The sequence below is a fragment of the Bradyrhizobium sp. 18BD genome, from assembly GCF_054185225.1.
Genome location: NZ_JAVAYL010000013.1, coordinates 42889 through 57532, shown reverse-complemented (window position 1 = coordinate 57532; position 14644 = coordinate 42889). Strand labels below are relative to the sequence as shown.

Here is a 14644-nt window from a genome sequence, read left to right as displayed (position 1 = left end):
ACCGCCAAATCCGAAGATTGAGGCCGGACATGCCGGTGTTGAAGCCGCTCGACATAACCGAACGGTACACGAGGTGACAGAGGTCGAGCCCGGCGAAGGCCAGATAGAACGCGTCAGCAATCATGGCAGTATCTCACCGTCCACTCGATCTCCGCGCGGCCGCGGATTCCAAGGTCGCGCAACGTCCTGTCGTCGAGTTCCTGAAGAGCGGCAACTGCCCTCCTGATCTCGCGCTCGCGGCGCAGCCATACAACCAATGCCGCCACGCTCTCACCCACGGCGCGCAGCCAATGCCAACGCCGCTCCGGTCGCGCACCGGACGGCCCGACGCGATCGAGCTTGACCACATTGCCGTGGCGTACGGCCGCACTGCTTTGCACTGGCTCGGCCGCATCGGGCTCCAGCTCCAGATCTTTGCGGGCCGCCAGGATGGCGTGGACCGGCATCACCGCGGTCGGATGCAACGCCGCGCCATAGAGGGCAAAGCCTTCCATCAGGGAAAACAGCAGCGCCCACCAGAACGTGCCGGCGTCCTGCGCCGGCTCCGCATCGGGCGGCGCCGGGCGCGAGGCTGTGTCTGCAACGTTCCGCATCGAACCGGGACGGACAAGGCCGCGGCCATCGGACCGTGCGAGCCAGCCCGGTCCATCGAGCTCGGTGGCACTCAGCCGGACAACACGGGCTGCACTGCGAGACTGCGTCTTCATCGTAAATCTCCCACACGCTGTTGGTGGGAGGCAATATCAAAGCCGGCGGTTACACGGAGATCACCGTCACCGGCAAAGCGGTTACAGTTGCAATCCGGGTCGCCGTGTTTAGAACGGATCTACGGGAACCGCGAAGACATAGCCGACGCCGCGCTCGGTCTGAATCACGCGCGGCGCACTCGGGTCGGTCTCGAGCTTGCGCCGCAGCCGCAGCACCTGGACGTCGATACTGCGATCGAAAATGTCCTCGTGGATGCGGGTCGCCTGCAGCAGATGTTCGCGGGTCAGCGGCCGCTGCGGTGCTTCGAGGAAGGCCAGCAGCAACGCATACTCGCCCTTGCTGAGCGGCACCGGCGCCTCGTTGGGATCGGTCAGCTTGCGGCCGCGGCGCTCCAGCTTCCATCCGCTGAAGCGATAGCCGCCGCGCTCGGGATCGCGGGCGCGCGCGGCACGGCCCATCTCCTGTCGCCGCAATACCGCACGCACGCGCGCCAGCAGTTCACGCAAGGAGAACGGCTTGATGATGTAGTCGTCGGCACCGAGTTCGAGCCCGACGATGCGATCGATCTCATCAGGGCGGTGGCCCGTCGTGATGATGACCGGCACGTCGGAATGCGAACGGATCTCCCGCAGCAGATCCAGGCCGTCTTCCTGACCAAGCCGAAGGTCGAGAATGATCAGGCTGGGCTGACTGGCTTCGAGATAGTGGTTCAACTCAGTCCTGTTGGAGGCCGCCTTGGTCGGAACGTTGTGCTCCTCAAGATACCTGATCACCATCTGTCGCAAGGTAGGGTCGTCGTCGACAACGACGATGTGGCCAACATCTGCAAGCATACTTCTCTCTCAAAATCCGCCCCCACCAATTGAGTCGCTTCACGATCCGCAATCATTCAAAACATTATGCCGGACGGCAGAAACGTCGCCACGTGCGACACCATCCATAACGCTGTGATGACGCCGTATCCCGGTATTTCTGCGGCTAATTCCCTCGGATATCGCAGACGTGAAGCATTGTGATCCTAGCTAATGCTACTCTTGAGCGATTCCAGTATGCCGGCGTGCTTCATTGTTCGCCGGTGACGAAGAGATTGTTCGCCGTTGACGACGGCATGCGCGACTGAGTCAGCAACGCTGCAAGTTTTTCCCGGTCTGCGCGACGCCGACTTTCACTGCGCGAGCTTCAACCGATGCCGCCGCTCTTGCTTCCATACGAGACGCGCGTGCCAATCGCGCGGCGGGTGAGACCAGCAGCGCGAGATCGTTCTGGCGGGAGATGTCAGGTTCGCGGAAGACCTGCGAGGTACTGGTAGATCGCGGCCAGCTCGTCGTCGTCCATCCGTCCGATCGGCCGCCACGGCATCTGGTCGTCGAGCCGATGTCCGTTCGGATCGACACCCGTGCGCATGGTGGCGATGAACTGCGCCTGGCTCCAGTCCTTGACGATACCGAGGTCCGGCCCGAGCGGCGGCAATTGGCCGGGCACGCCGCCGGTGAGATCCTTGCCGTGACATTCACGGCAGTCCTGATAGGACAAAAGATATCTGCCATAACGCGCCGTGGGCGCCTTCGGCGGCGCGGTGATCACGCCCGTGAACACCGGCTTCGCATCCGGCAGCATTCCGGCGCCCAGCATCGCCAGACCCAGCACGGTGAAGCGATCCGGAGGATCACGGGTCGGCGCACCCGTCGCGGGCAGGCTGCGGATATAGGCGATCACCGCCTTGGTGTCGTCGTCACTGAGCCGGCCGGCATTGGTGAAGGACATGATCGCCAGCCATCGCCCCTGTGCGTCGACGCCATTGCGGATGGCGCGGAAGATCTCGCCGTCGGACCATAGCTTCAAGAGGCCGGCGGGCGTGAGATTCGCGGGCACGAACGAGCCGATGGGAAGCGGGAGATCCGCGCCGACGTCGCCGCCGCCCGACAGCACGCCGCTGTTCGAATGACATCCGGCGCAGAAGCCGTCGGCGACCGCCCTGCCGCGGGCGATCAGCTCCGGAGTCCCCTCGATCTTGAGATCGGGGACCGGCGCGGAACGGGAGTGCTCCTTGACGATGCCCGCTGCGGTCAACGCGCTGACGCCGGACATTGCGATGGCCAGCGCGACCGCCAGCACCACTCCGCCCCACTTCACCAGAAGATGATCTGCCCGCAAGGCGCGAACGCCGAGCCAGACCAGAAACGCGATGAGAGCAACCATCGCCGCCAGCGCGACAATTTCCTGCATGGGTGTTCTCCTCAAAGAATTCTGCACGGTCAAAACCGCGCGATATCTCGGTCGTCAAAAATTGCCTTCGGCCAAATCGCCGTTGAATGTCCGCGGCACGCCAAACGGCGCCTTGCCGGATTACGGGTGCGGGATTACCGCCGCGTTTCACGGCGGACCGCTCGCGTTACAACTGTAATTCTTGCGCGGCGACGTTGTCGCAGCACGCGCCTATGCTGGGTCTTGATGCCGGCCTTGATCCTGGCCTTGATGCCGGCCTTGGCCGCGCCACGTTGCGTTGCCGACGTAACCATTTGGTGGTCATCGGAAGCCTTGGTGTAACGGCGATCCCCTCAATTCCCTCTTGCTCACGCGAGCGGCCGCCCTGTGGCGACCGTGCATCGATCATCAAGAGGTCATCTCCCATGAAGATTCTAATCGGCTCGACACCTGCGACCGGTCATCTCAATCCGATGCTGGCGATCACGCAGATTCTCGTCGGCGAAGGCCATGAGGTTGCTTTCATGACGGGCACCGCCTTCCGGGCCCGCGTCGAAGCCAGCGGCGTCAAATTCTTTCCCCTCCCTGAAGGCGCGGACTTCGATCCGAACGACATCTTCTCGCTGATCCCCGAGCTCAAATCCATCCCGCCGGGGCTGGAGTGGTTCCGCGTCGCCTGCGAGCGGCTGTTCGTCGACGCCGTGCCGGCCCAGCACCAGGGGCTGCTGCAGGTGCTGCGGCAGTTTCCCGCTGACATCATCGTCGGCGACGACATGCTGTTCGGCGTGCTGCCGATGCTGCTCGGACCGCGCTCGCAGCGGCCTCCCATCGCGCTGTGCGGGACCTCGTTCCTGCATTGGGCACGCGAGGACGGCGCGCCGAATTTCCTCGGCCTGCCGCCGGCACAGTCCGTCGAGCAGCGCGATCAATATGCCGCGATGGCGCGGGACTTCGACGCGGCGGTCGATCAGCCGGTGTCGCTGCGCCTCAACCGGGCGCTGAAGACCCTCGGCGTCGGGCCGATCGCGATGCCGCTATTCCATTCCGTCGTCGCGCTCGCGGATGCCTATCTGCAATTGTCGGTACCGAGCTTCGAATTTCCGCGCGAGATTCCGCCCACCGTGCACTTCGTCGGCACGCCGCCGATCATCCCCAACCAGGTCCCGCCGCCGTCCTGGGCCGAGGATCTCGACGGTTCGCGCAAGGTCGTCCTGGTGACGCAGGGAACGGTGGCCAATCACAATTTCAACCTGCTGGTTGCCCCGACGCTGGCGGCGCTTGCGGACGAGCCCGACATCCTGGTGATTGCGACCGCGGGCGGCCGCCCGGTCAACGCCATCCCCGGCAAGGTGCCGTCGAACGCACGCATCGCCCGCTATCTGCCGTTCGAATGGCTGCTGCCGAATGTCGACGTGCTCGTCACCAATGGCGGCTATGGCAGCGTCAACCAGGCGATGAGCTTCGGCATCCCGCTGGTCACGGCCGGACTGACCGAAGACAAGGCCGACGTCAATGCGCGGGTCGCATGGTCCGGTGTCGGCATCAACCTCGAGACCAACGAGCCGACGCCGGAAGCGTTGCGCAACGCAGTGCGGGCGGTGCTCGACCAGCCGCGCTACCAACTGCGCGCAACGCAGATCGCGGACGAGTTCGCGGGGATCAATACGCGGGCGGAAGTGCTCCGCGTCATCGGTGAGCTCGTGACCGACGAGACCGAGGTGTCGCGCCTGCGCGCCGTCGCGGCGAGCCAGGGACGGCGTGCCGGCCGGCGCGCCTGATCCACGCCTGAGCAGAGCGATGGAGCGCGGCGCGACCGCGCTCCATCGCCACGTGAAAGCCCATCAAACGTGAGCGGATACCCGTCCATGCGTATCGAACCAGACACTCTTGCGTTCACCCTGCTGCTCGGCGCTCTCGCCGCCGTGCCGTATTCCGGCATCGACATCAACCTGCCGGCACTGGCGGCCACCGGCGCCGCGCTCGGCGTCAGCGCATCGGATGTCGGGCTGACCATGAGCGCCTTCATGCTGAGCCTTGCCACCGCGCCGCTGGTCTACGGACCGGTCTCGGACCGTCTTGGCCGCAAACCGGTGCTGGCCTTTGGCCTCACACTGTTCATCGCCGCCAGCATCGGCTGCGCGCTCGCGACCTCGTTGCCGGTTCTGCTGGTCTGCCGCTTCGTCCAGGGGATTGGCGCGGCCGCGACCGCCACGACCTTCGCCATCATTCGCGACCTCTTCGACGGCGACGCCGCGCGCGGCAAGATCGCGAACGTCATGGTCGCGGTCAACGTCGCGACCGTGATCGCGCCGACGGCAGGCGCCGCGCTGCTGGCGGCGGCCGGATGGCAATCGATCTATGCGACCCAGGCCGCGATCGGTTTCATGCTGCTGGTGGTGGTGATGTTTCGCTTCGCCGAAACCGCGGCGACCGCGCCATCCGCTCGCCTGGGGCCGTCCAGCGTGATCGACAGCTATCGCCGGGTGCTGACGCATCCGGTGTCGCTGCCTTTCATCCTGGTCGGCGCCGCCGGCGGCGCGACGGTGTTCGCCTACGTCACCGGCGCCTCGCTGTTCTTCGTCGGCGCCGTCGGGCTCTCGCCCGAGCAATACGGCCTGATCTTCAGCGCCTGCTCGGCCTCCGTGATGGGCGGCGCCTTCCTCGACGGCCAACTCGGCCGCCGCGGGATCTCTTCAGGCCACATGCTCGCGATCGGGCTGTCCTTGTCCTCGGCAGCAAGCGTCGCCCTGCTCGCGATGACATTGGCCGGCTGGATGCCCATCGCGGCCGTCGTGGTGCTGCTGATGGCAGTTGCCCTCGGCTTCGGGCTGAGCGTGCCGAACGTCATGAGCGCGACGATGCAGCATCTGCCCGACATCGCCGGCGCGGTCAGCGCGGCGGCCGGGAGCATCCAACTGATCACGGGCGCCATCTCGAGCGGGCTCGTGGCGGTTCGCTTCGACGGACAGACCGCGCTCTCGATGACCGCGGTCATGGCGGTATCATCGTTGCTCGCGCTGGTCCTCTATCTCTTCGTGGCGCGTCCCGCGGAACGTCGGCTTCAGACCGAGGTCGTCCACACGGCATTGGCATCGAACTGAGCACGACAGCGCTGGACCGGCGAACTGGCCAAGGCCCCGTGGCCCCGCCGGATCGGTTGCGCTAGGATCTAAGCTCGTTCGAGCCAGCGAGATCCGGATGAACCGGCGCGAATTCGTTTCGGGGGTGATGGCGGCAACCGCACTGGCGGGCGTGGCCGCGACGGCAGCCGCAGCGGAAGGCAGGCGGGTCGCGCTCGTCATCGGCAACGGGGCCTACAGGAACGTGCCCACGCTGCTCAATCCGCCGAACGACGCGAGCGACATCGCCGCGGCGCTGAAGCGACTCGGCTTCACCGTCTCCCTGGTCACCAACGCCGGCTTCGAAGCCATGCGCCGCAGCCTGATCGCATTGGGGCGCGACGCCGCCGGCGCCGACATGGCGGCCGTGTATTTCGCCGGCCATGGCATGGAGATCAATGGCGAGAACTGGCTGATCCCCGTTGACGCGGACCTGAAGCGGGATACGGACGCGGCGAATGAGGCCATCAACCTGCAAAGCGTGATGTTGCAGGTGTCCAACACCACGAGACTTGGCCTCGTCATCCTCGACGCCTGCCGCAACAATCCGTTTGCCGCCAAGATGAATCGATCGATCGCCACGCGTGCGGCCAATACGAGCGGGCTCGGCCGCATCGAGCCCGTCGGCAACGTCCTCGTCGCTTATGCCGCGCGCGACGGCACCACCGCGCTGGACGGCGACGCGCGCAACAGCCCGTTTGCAGCAGCGCTCCTGCACAACATCGAGGCGCCCGGCGTCGAGGTGACCTTCATGTTCCGCAATGTCCGCGACGACGTGATGGAGGCGACCCGCAACGAACAACAACCGTTCGTCTACGGTTCGCTGTCGCGCAAGGCGATCTACCTCGCGGGCCGGCCACCGGCAGGTAGCGAGCAGGCGGCGCCGCCCGGCCCGCTTCCGGCCGTCGTCTCTCCTGCTCCGCCGGACACGACGACGTCGACAATGATCGATCCCGCGCTGGTCGGCACCTGGGAGATCATGGTGCCGAGCAGCCGCGGGCAGTCGCGTTGGATCTGGCAGATCATGGGCGACGGCACCTACAGGTTCCACGCCGAGCCGCAGCACTCGGCCCGCCCGCACGAAGGCACCATCACTGCGGCGAACGGCCGTTGGACCCTGCACGCAATCAGGGGCCTGTCAGGCTATAGCGACGGCGGCGCCTATGAGATCCACGATGCGCTGGCGGTGATCACCGGCAAGCTGGGCACCGGCGCCTGGAAGCGCAGTGCCGAGTAGATGCGCATTTGCATGACGATGCTACGTCATTGAGGGCCGCCAATCGCGGCCGCGTCAGCAGCTCGTTATCTGCGGCGGCAGCTCGCTTTGACGACGCGCCGTCAGGCTTCGCGATAGTCCAGCAGGATCAGCCCGACCAGGATGAAGGCGACCGGCCAGACCCAGGCCGCCGCCTGACGGACGCGACCGTCCATGCGCAATTCGAGCCAGCGCGCCCATCCCGCCAAGACCCCACACAGCGCCAGCGGCGTGTGGCTCATCTCGATGAGGAGCTGATCCTTGATGTTGGCGATGGCGTGGGAATGCGTCAGCAACAGCGCCGCGCCCAGCGCCGTCGTCAGGGGAAACACCAGCGCCGCCAGCCCGGCATGGCCGCCGCGCAGGCGCACGCGCCACTCGAAAATGCCGAACACGGCGATGAGCAGCACGAAGATGCGATGCTGCGCCACTTCCGGATCGCGCAACGATTCGAAGAAGCCCGCCGGCCCGAGCGGCCAGGCCTGCTCGTCGGCGCGAAAGAACAGGAAGGCGGCCATCCCCAGGAACAACAGCGGCCAGTGCCGCGCCCATCGCCCCCAGTGAAAATGCTCGATCAGCGCGAGCAACCCGATCAACACCACGAAGATCCCGGCCCAATGGTGGTTGTACTCGGACCAGGCGATGTCTTCGGCATTGCGCGGCAGGATCGTGCCCTCGCCGGGAACGTAGGCGGCCTGTGCGTTCGCGCGCCCGGCGTCCGCCAGGGTGATCCTGGCCTGGAGTTGCGCGACGGTGAGCTTGTCATAATCCGGGCTGGTCAGACGCGGCGGCCATTGCGGCGTCACGCGCTCGACGATCTCCTGCCAGTTCAGGCGATCCTGCGCGAGATCGACGCCCGGCGGCAGCGACGTCAGCGACGCAGCGGCGAGCAGAACGGTGAGGCCGATCCCGATCTCGACCTCGGCAAAGCGCTTCAGGCGCAGGATCGGCGTCGCGGGATCGCGGCGCAGCCGCTCGGCGAGGACGTAATTGCCCGCCCCGAGCGCCAGCAGCATCAACAGCAATCCAACCTTCGCCAGCGTCATGACGCCATAGGCGGTCCCGTAGATCGCATCGATCGAGCCGATATAGGTCACCGCCATCGTCAGTCCGCCGATGAGGATCGCGCCGACCGCGGCCATCGACATCAGCGAATAGCGCCGTGCGATGAGGCGCCAGTCGCCCGCGTCCTTGCAGCCGTTGAGCGCGAGCAGGAAATAGGGCAGCCCCCCGATCCAGATTCCCGCCCCCAGCACGTGGCCGGCATCGGACAACAATAGCGGCCATCGCAGGTCCGGCCGGCTCGCCGCGTGTGTCAACTTGGTCTGCATGGCGAGCGCCAACAGGGCAAGCGCGACAAGAACGACCGACCGCACGCCTCGCGCCGAACCTTTTGCGAGGGTAGCGATACTCAGTGCGCATGCCGCAATGATGACGTCGGCCCGGCCGAAATCGGCACTGACCGCGTCGCCCCACGAGACCTGGAGCGTTCCGACCAGCGCGGCCGCGTTGAGCGCCAGCGAGGCGATGGTAAGGAACGCCCATGCCGCGGCGCTGACCTTGAGAAACGTCCGGCACCTCTCCTCGATCGTCGGACCGCCGGTCGAAAGCTGCGGCCGCAGCGGATTCCACAGCAACATCCAAAACGCGAGACCGCCAAGCGTGAAGGACTGCGCGATGAGGATCAGGCCGCGCAGGACGACCGACAGATAACCAAAGATGTCGAGGAGCAGATACAAGGGCGCAGCATCAGCGAACTTTGAACGGAATGTCGCCGCGCGTGATGTGCCCGTCGACGCTCAACACCTGCCAGCGCAGGCGCCACGCGCCGCTCGACAGGTGCGTCGCATCGGCATTGAGCTCGTCGACCGGCGCATCGGCGGCCGGCGTCAGCGCTTGCGACTCGCCGTTCGGCGCGAGCAGGGTCAGCTTGGAGCGGACATGGTCGATCCGGCTGTTGAAGTGCAGGCGGATTGCCACCGCATCGCCTGATACGGTCGCACCCGCCGTCGGCGCGGACGACACGATGATGGCGTGAGCCGAGGCCGCATGCGGCTCAACAAGAAGCGACAGGACAAATGCAGAGATCGCGATTCTGAAGAACGCGCCCATGATGCTCACTCGCAACCGGCAACCCTCATTCCACCCCACCCGCCGCTCGCGGCGCGTGAATGATGTGCGAGCGAATGTTGGAACCGATTGCTCGTTCACAAGGGTGCGGGAGGCCTGAATCCGGCCGCCACTCGCGGAAAGGCGCCGTCTGTTGCTCCTGCGACACACTCTGGCACGCGCGGGGGGCAGATCGGCTGGCGGGGGCGGGAGTGAGAAGAGGATAGCCTACTGGATTCAGGGGGGAGCACTCGTTGCCAAAACTTTCGGCAGCCGCCGCGCGGCCAGCGCCCTCACATCATCGAGATAGGCACCGTCGCCATCAACCCGCGGCCGCGATCCTGGCGCGGAAGTTCGCCTGGCCCTGCATGATCTTGTCGAGCAGCGCATCGAGCGCCCAGAAGCGCTCGCGGATGTCGAAGTCGACGGCCCGGCTGTGGGCGCACGCGAACGTGCCGAGCCGCTGATGGTACAGCTTCGCCAACTTGGGATAGCCCATCGGCTCGGCCATCGCGGCGAGCGCGAGATAGACGGAGAGCTCATCCGCCAGCGCCGGATGCGTCGCGCTGTGCGTCAGCAGCCATTTGTAGAGATCGGGATGGAAATTGGTGAACACGCCGGTGAAGCCGGCGGAGCCGCTTTTCATGGCGTCAAAGGCGATCGCCGCATTGGCGTTGACGATGGCGAGCGAGGAATTCTTGGTCAGGGTCACGCGGCGCTTCACCGTCTCGAGATCGCAGGACACGTCCTTGAGAATCGCAAAGCGCCCGCTGTCGGCGCAGAACGCCAGCTCGTCGTCGGACATGAGCCTGCGGAACGGCGCGGGGCATTCGTAGAGGCCGAGCGGAAGGCCGGCGGGAAGCGCATCGAGCAGGCCACGCAGATTGTCCATGAAGACCGTGCCGCCCTGCCCGTTCGGATCGAACCGGTTCGTGACCAGCACCAGCCCGTCCACGCCGGTCCTGGCGATCGAGGTCAGCTCGGTCACCTGATCCGCGGGCGATTCACTGACATGGCCCGACGCGATGACGGGCACCCGGCCTGCCGCCTTCTGGACGACGAAACGCGCCAGCGCGATGCGCTCGTCGAGGCTCAGGAACTGCATCTCGCTCGACTGGGCCACGGCGAACAGCGCATCGGCGCCATTGGCGATGTACCATTCGATCAGCTTTTCGAGGCCCGCATAGTCGATCGCGTTCGCTTCGGTGAACGGGGTCAGCATCACCGGAATGATGCCTTTGAGGGTTGCAGTCACAGATCAGCTCCAAAGACGTTGAAATCGGTGACAGGCAGGAGCCTGTCGAAGGGACAGTCGTTCACGCCAGCGCCTCGGCGGTGGGCATGCCGCGCTGCGCGCCGTGGGCGAGGCAGGCCAGCGAGGCTCCGCGGGACGCGCGAGCGAGCACCTCCGGCCAGCCGCGCCCTTCGTCGAGCCCGGCCGCCAGAATGCCGACGAATGTATCACCTGCCCCGGTCGTATCGATGGGGAGGATCCGTTCGGCCGCTGCAGTGTGGCGCGTCCCGTCCGGATGGAAGGCGCGCGCACCCAGCGCGCCCGCGGTGACGATGCAGGTCACCCCGCCCGTGGCCGCGAGAAACGCCGTGGCGTTCTCGAAATCGTCGCCGGTCCAGCCTAGTCGCCGCGCGGCGGCGCAGGCCTCGTGCTCGTTCACGACGAGAACGCTGGTGGCTTCGAGCAGCGCGCGCAGCTCGGCTTCGCTGAGGCGCTCCGGCACAGGCGCGAGATTCCAGATCACGCGGCCGCCCGTCGCGCGGACGCGCTGGGCGACGAGGAGCGAAGCCGCGAACGGGACCTCCATCTGAAGGACGAGGGTCGTCGTCGCGGAAAGCCCGGCAGCCGGCATCGCGTCGGCTGCAAGACAGCCATTGGCGCCGCTCGCCACCGTGATCGCGTTCTCGCCGTCGGCACTGACGCTGATGAAGGCGCATCCGGTCGGCTCCGCGCCCGTTGTGACGCTATCGACGATGACCCCGTTGGCGGCAAGATTGTCGAGACAAAGCTGGCCGAACCCGTCGCGCCCGACCCGGCCGACCATGGCGACGCGCCCCCGAAGCGAGACGCGCGCGGCGGCGACCGCCTGGTTGGCGCCCTTGCCGCCGCAGAGCGTCGCGTAGCCGGTCGCCAGCACCGTCTCGCCGGGTCTGGCAATCATGTCGACACCAGCGACGAGGTCGACGTTGATCGAACCGAAGACGGTGATGAGAGACATGGACTCTACGATCTCCACAGAGCTTCGCTCGCGACAGGCGATCCACGACTGACGATCCCTGCCGCTCACGCGCCTTGCAGCGCGTGAGCGGTACTGTTCGGACCCGGCGATCAGTTGCCGGCCACTTCCTTGATGCGAACGATCATGTCGTCGACGGCCTTCTCGACCGGCACCTTGTTGGTGACGATGGCGTTGACGGCCTTCATCCAGACGTTCTCGTTGTTGAGGGTGGTGAACTTGTAGTTCTTGCTCATCTCGTAACCACCGACGCCGGCGAAGAACTGGTCGCGCACGGCACGGCGATGCACGTCGCCGTCCCAGAAAGCGGACTTCTGCGCCGCGGTCTTGACCGGGAACCAGCGGCCGAGCGCGCCTTCGATATAGGGCTGCAGGTTCTCATCGCGCAGCAGGAACGAGACGAACTCCTTGGCGCGATCCTTGTTCTTGGCCTGCTCGAAGATCAGGCCGACCACCACGGACGCGCGGGTGTGCACCGGCGTGCCGTCGGGCTTATTGGGCCAGACCATGGTGCGGATGCGGTCGTAGTAGTTCTTCTTCGCCTCGTCGCGCTGCTCGGTGGTGAGCGTCTCGTTGCCGGCATCGTCCAGCCATTTGCCGGGGAGCGACACCGTCGAATTGTGCGTCATGATCGTCGTCTTGTTGTGGAAGGCGACGTTGTTGTCGGGGTCCTTCCAGCTCGTCGCCGATTGCGGCGTGCAGCCCTTGGCGGCGATCTCGACATAGTCCTTCATGGCGGCGACGAGGCCGGCCTTCACCTTGGGGTCGTCGACCAGGAGCTTGCCGTTATCGTCGACCAGCACGACGTTGTAGGCGTCCATGAACACCAGGAAGGAGATGAAGCTGTCGGTGGCGTCGACGCCCATGGGATGGCCGATGCCGTAGATGCGCTTGCCGGAGGCCTTGCGCACCGCCGGCTGCGCCTTGTCGCACCAGAACGACCAGAAGCCTTTCCAGTCCTTCGGGATGTCGGTGTCCTTGAGACCGCCCTCTTCGAGCATGTCCTTCCAATAATGCAGATGCAGCGTCGCCTGCTTCAGCGGGAAGGCGTAGTAGGCCTTCGCCTTGGTCTTGTCGTTGTAGAGCATGACCGTTTCGAGCGACTGCGGGGAGAACTCGCCCTTGATCGGGGTGAGGACGGAGGTCAGGTCGACCAGCTTGCCCTCGGACGCCCATTTGCCGGCGCCCTGGAAGTGATAGGTGTCGGCATAGGTGACGTCGGGCGGGCTGCCGGCGTCGAGCGCGGCCACCAGCTTCGGCATCATGTCCTGCGTCGCATATTGCGACAGCTCGACCTTGACCCCGGTCTTGGCCTCGAACTTCTTGATGACGTCGAGCAGCGCGTCTTCTTCGGCCTTGTAGTAGCCCTTGTTCCACCAGACGACGAGCTTCTCCTCGGCGGCTGCCGGGCTTGCCGTTCCCATCACCGGCAGCAGCAGGGACACCGCCATCGAGCAGGTCCTGGCCCATCGCAAAAGGCTATCGCGCATTCTCGTTTCCTCTCCGTCCCGTTCCGGCGAGAGACCCGCCGGGTGCTTTCATGGCTTTTAAAAAACGCGCTCATGTAAGCGCTTACATATATGCTGTCAAGCGTCCGCTTCGGGGGCGTTTGCGCGGCTATCGAAGCGATGATCGTTGCTGGCGCTCGCGCGTCAGCGGCCTCGCGCGCCCGCACTCTCGCGGATCTTCAGGACGGGCACGATCTCGCGGGATTGAACCTGCGCCTGCTCGCCCGCGATCACGGCGAGCAGCTCGTTGGCCGCGAGGACGCCGATCTGCTGGTTGTCGACCTTCATCGTCGTCAGCCCGGGAGAGAAGCGTGATGAAATCGCAAGGTCGTCGAAGCCGGTGATCGAAAAATCCCTCGGCGCCTCCAAGCCGCCTTCCCGCGCGGCCATCAGCGCGCCGATCGCCAGATTGTCGTTGCCGCAGACGATCGCGGTGGGCCTGGGCCCGCCCGTTCGGCTCATCAAGGCCGCAAAACTTTCCGCCCCGAACTCCAGCGTCGAAGGACCCATCATCAGATCCTGCGCGGCGATCTCAAGGCCCGCAGTGGCGAGCGCATCACGGACGCCGCAAAGCCTTTGCTTCACCCGGTCGTTGTTGGTGTCGGGCTGAAAGATCGCGGCAAAGCGGCGGTGGCCGAGCGACAGCAAATGATCCGTCATGCGATGGAAGGCGGCACGGTTGTCGAAGCCGATGCACGGATGCGGCGACAGCTTGTTGTAGGAGTACGTCACGACATAGGGAATGCCGCGCGAATTGAGCGCCTCGAAGAGTTCTGGCGGATGGCTTTCACCGACCACGGCCAGCGCTTCGACGCCACGCGCCAGCATGGCATCGGCCTGCTTCAAGCCTTCGTGCGGATCGTAGTTCGAGCAGCCCAGGAACAGCGTGAAGCCGCGTTCGCTGAACACGCTCTGCATGCCGCTGATCTGGTGGGCAAAGATTTCGTTGTCGAGCGTCGGGATGATGGCCCCGGCGATATGCGTCCGGCGCGACGCCAGCGCCCGCCCGGCCGCGTTCGGAATCCAGTTCAGCGCGCGCGCGGCATCCTTGACCCGCTGCCTGACCTCTTCGGAGACCTTGTCGGGTTCGTTGAAGGCGCGCGAAACGGTCGCGGTCGAGACATTGGCCTTGCGGGCAACCTCCTCGAGCTTGACGCGGCCGCTGCCTCCACGCGCTCTCTTTGAACCAGCTACCATCCCCGCCACGGCCGAATCTGATTGATCAGTGCCGTGTCATGGTATTCGTGCACGGGCAGGCTGTGTGGAAAAAATCTGGCTGGGGCGGGAGGGATCGAACCTCCGAATGGCGGAATCAAAATCCGTTTGATTGTCCAATGATTTCAAGGGGCATTTAGAAAAAATGAAAAAAACGAGCTCCAGCAAATTCAATAGCTTGGAAGCCGTTTCCAAATGACAGACCGCCTTTCATACGCCGCATCCCGAGTTGGCTAGACTTCTCCTCCTCCCAAGGTTCTGCGATGCGAGACTCGC

Annotated in this window: 13 protein-coding genes; 4 read left to right on the top strand and 9 right to left on the bottom strand. The window is 65.4% G+C overall.

The window, feature by feature from the left end:
* Window positions 1-113 precede the first annotated feature (113 nt).
* The 3 genes from RAD16_RS23235 to RAD16_RS23225 all read right to left on the bottom strand — a co-directional run bounded on the left by RAD16_RS23235 (window position 114) and on the right by RAD16_RS23225 (window position 2934).
* Complete coding sequence (locus RAD16_RS23235) at window positions 114-707, bottom strand: DUF1127 domain-containing protein (RefSeq protein ID WP_458160177.1); 594 nt, start codon at window positions 705-707, stop codon at window positions 114-116.
* A 108-nt stretch (window positions 708-815) separates the two neighbouring features.
* Window positions 816-1541 (bottom strand): response regulator, encoded by a 726-nt coding sequence (locus tag RAD16_RS23230; protein ID WP_458160176.1) that lies wholly within the window; start codon window positions 1539-1541, stop codon window positions 816-818.
* Between the two features lie 442 nt (window positions 1542-1983).
* The gene (locus tag RAD16_RS23225; RefSeq protein WP_458160175.1) at window positions 1984-2934 is read right to left on the bottom strand and encodes a c-type cytochrome; all 951 of its coding nucleotides are present in this window, start codon (window positions 2932-2934) and stop codon (window positions 1984-1986) included.
* Here RAD16_RS23225 and RAD16_RS23220 point away from each other — a divergent pair.
* From RAD16_RS23220 to RAD16_RS23205, 4 genes are all read left to right on the top strand, one after another.
* Complete coding sequence (locus RAD16_RS23220) at window positions 2933-3112, top strand: hypothetical protein (RefSeq protein ID WP_458160174.1); 180 nt, start codon at window positions 2933-2935, stop codon at window positions 3110-3112. The genes RAD16_RS23225 and RAD16_RS23220 overlap by 2 nt on opposite strands.
* A 226-nt stretch (window positions 3113-3338) precedes the next feature.
* Entirely contained in the window at window positions 3339-4691 is a 1353-nt protein-coding gene (locus RAD16_RS23215; protein ID WP_458160173.1) for a glycosyltransferase, read from the top strand.
* A gap of 87 nt (window positions 4692-4778) precedes the next feature.
* Window positions 4779-6014: a multidrug effflux MFS transporter gene (locus RAD16_RS23210; protein WP_458160172.1), complete on the top strand. Its 1236-nt coding sequence runs from the start codon at window positions 4779-4781 to the stop codon at window positions 6012-6014.
* Between the two features lie 97 nt (window positions 6015-6111).
* Window positions 6112-7269 carry a caspase family protein gene (locus tag RAD16_RS23205; protein WP_458160171.1) on the top strand — a complete coding sequence of 386 codons (1158 nt, stop codon included), beginning with the start codon at window positions 6112-6114 and terminating at the stop codon, window positions 7267-7269.
* 101 nt (window positions 7270-7370) lie between these two features.
* Here the strand turns inward: RAD16_RS23205 and RAD16_RS23200 are convergent, their stop codons facing one another.
* The 6 genes from RAD16_RS23200 to RAD16_RS23175 all read right to left on the bottom strand — a co-directional run bounded on the left by RAD16_RS23200 (window position 7371) and on the right by RAD16_RS23175 (window position 14350).
* Window positions 7371-9026 (bottom strand): copper resistance D family protein, encoded by a 1656-nt coding sequence (locus RAD16_RS23200; RefSeq protein WP_458160170.1) that lies wholly within the window; start codon window positions 9024-9026, stop codon window positions 7371-7373.
* Window positions 9027-9036: 10 nt separating this feature from the next.
* Window positions 9037-9399 (bottom strand): copper resistance CopC family protein, encoded by a 363-nt coding sequence (locus RAD16_RS23195; protein ID WP_458160169.1) that lies wholly within the window; start codon window positions 9397-9399, stop codon window positions 9037-9039.
* 319 nt (window positions 9400-9718) lie between these two features.
* Window positions 9719-10651: a dihydrodipicolinate synthase family protein gene (locus tag RAD16_RS23190; RefSeq protein ID WP_458160168.1), complete on the bottom strand. Its 933-nt coding sequence runs from the start codon at window positions 10649-10651 to the stop codon at window positions 9719-9721.
* A 61-nt stretch (window positions 10652-10712) separates the two neighbouring features.
* Window positions 10713-11627, bottom strand: coding sequence for a ribokinase (locus RAD16_RS23185; protein WP_458160167.1), 915 nt, complete (start codon window positions 11625-11627; stop codon window positions 10713-10715).
* A 110-nt stretch (window positions 11628-11737) separates the two neighbouring features.
* Window positions 11738-13096 carry an ABC transporter substrate-binding protein gene (locus RAD16_RS23180; protein WP_458160340.1) on the bottom strand — a complete coding sequence of 453 codons (1359 nt, stop codon included), beginning with the start codon at window positions 13094-13096 and terminating at the stop codon, window positions 11738-11740.
* Between the two features lie 201 nt (window positions 13097-13297).
* Window positions 13298-14350: a LacI family DNA-binding transcriptional regulator gene (locus RAD16_RS23175; RefSeq protein ID WP_458160166.1), complete on the bottom strand. Its 1053-nt coding sequence runs from the start codon at window positions 14348-14350 to the stop codon at window positions 13298-13300.
* Window positions 14351-14644: the final 294 nt, after the last annotated feature.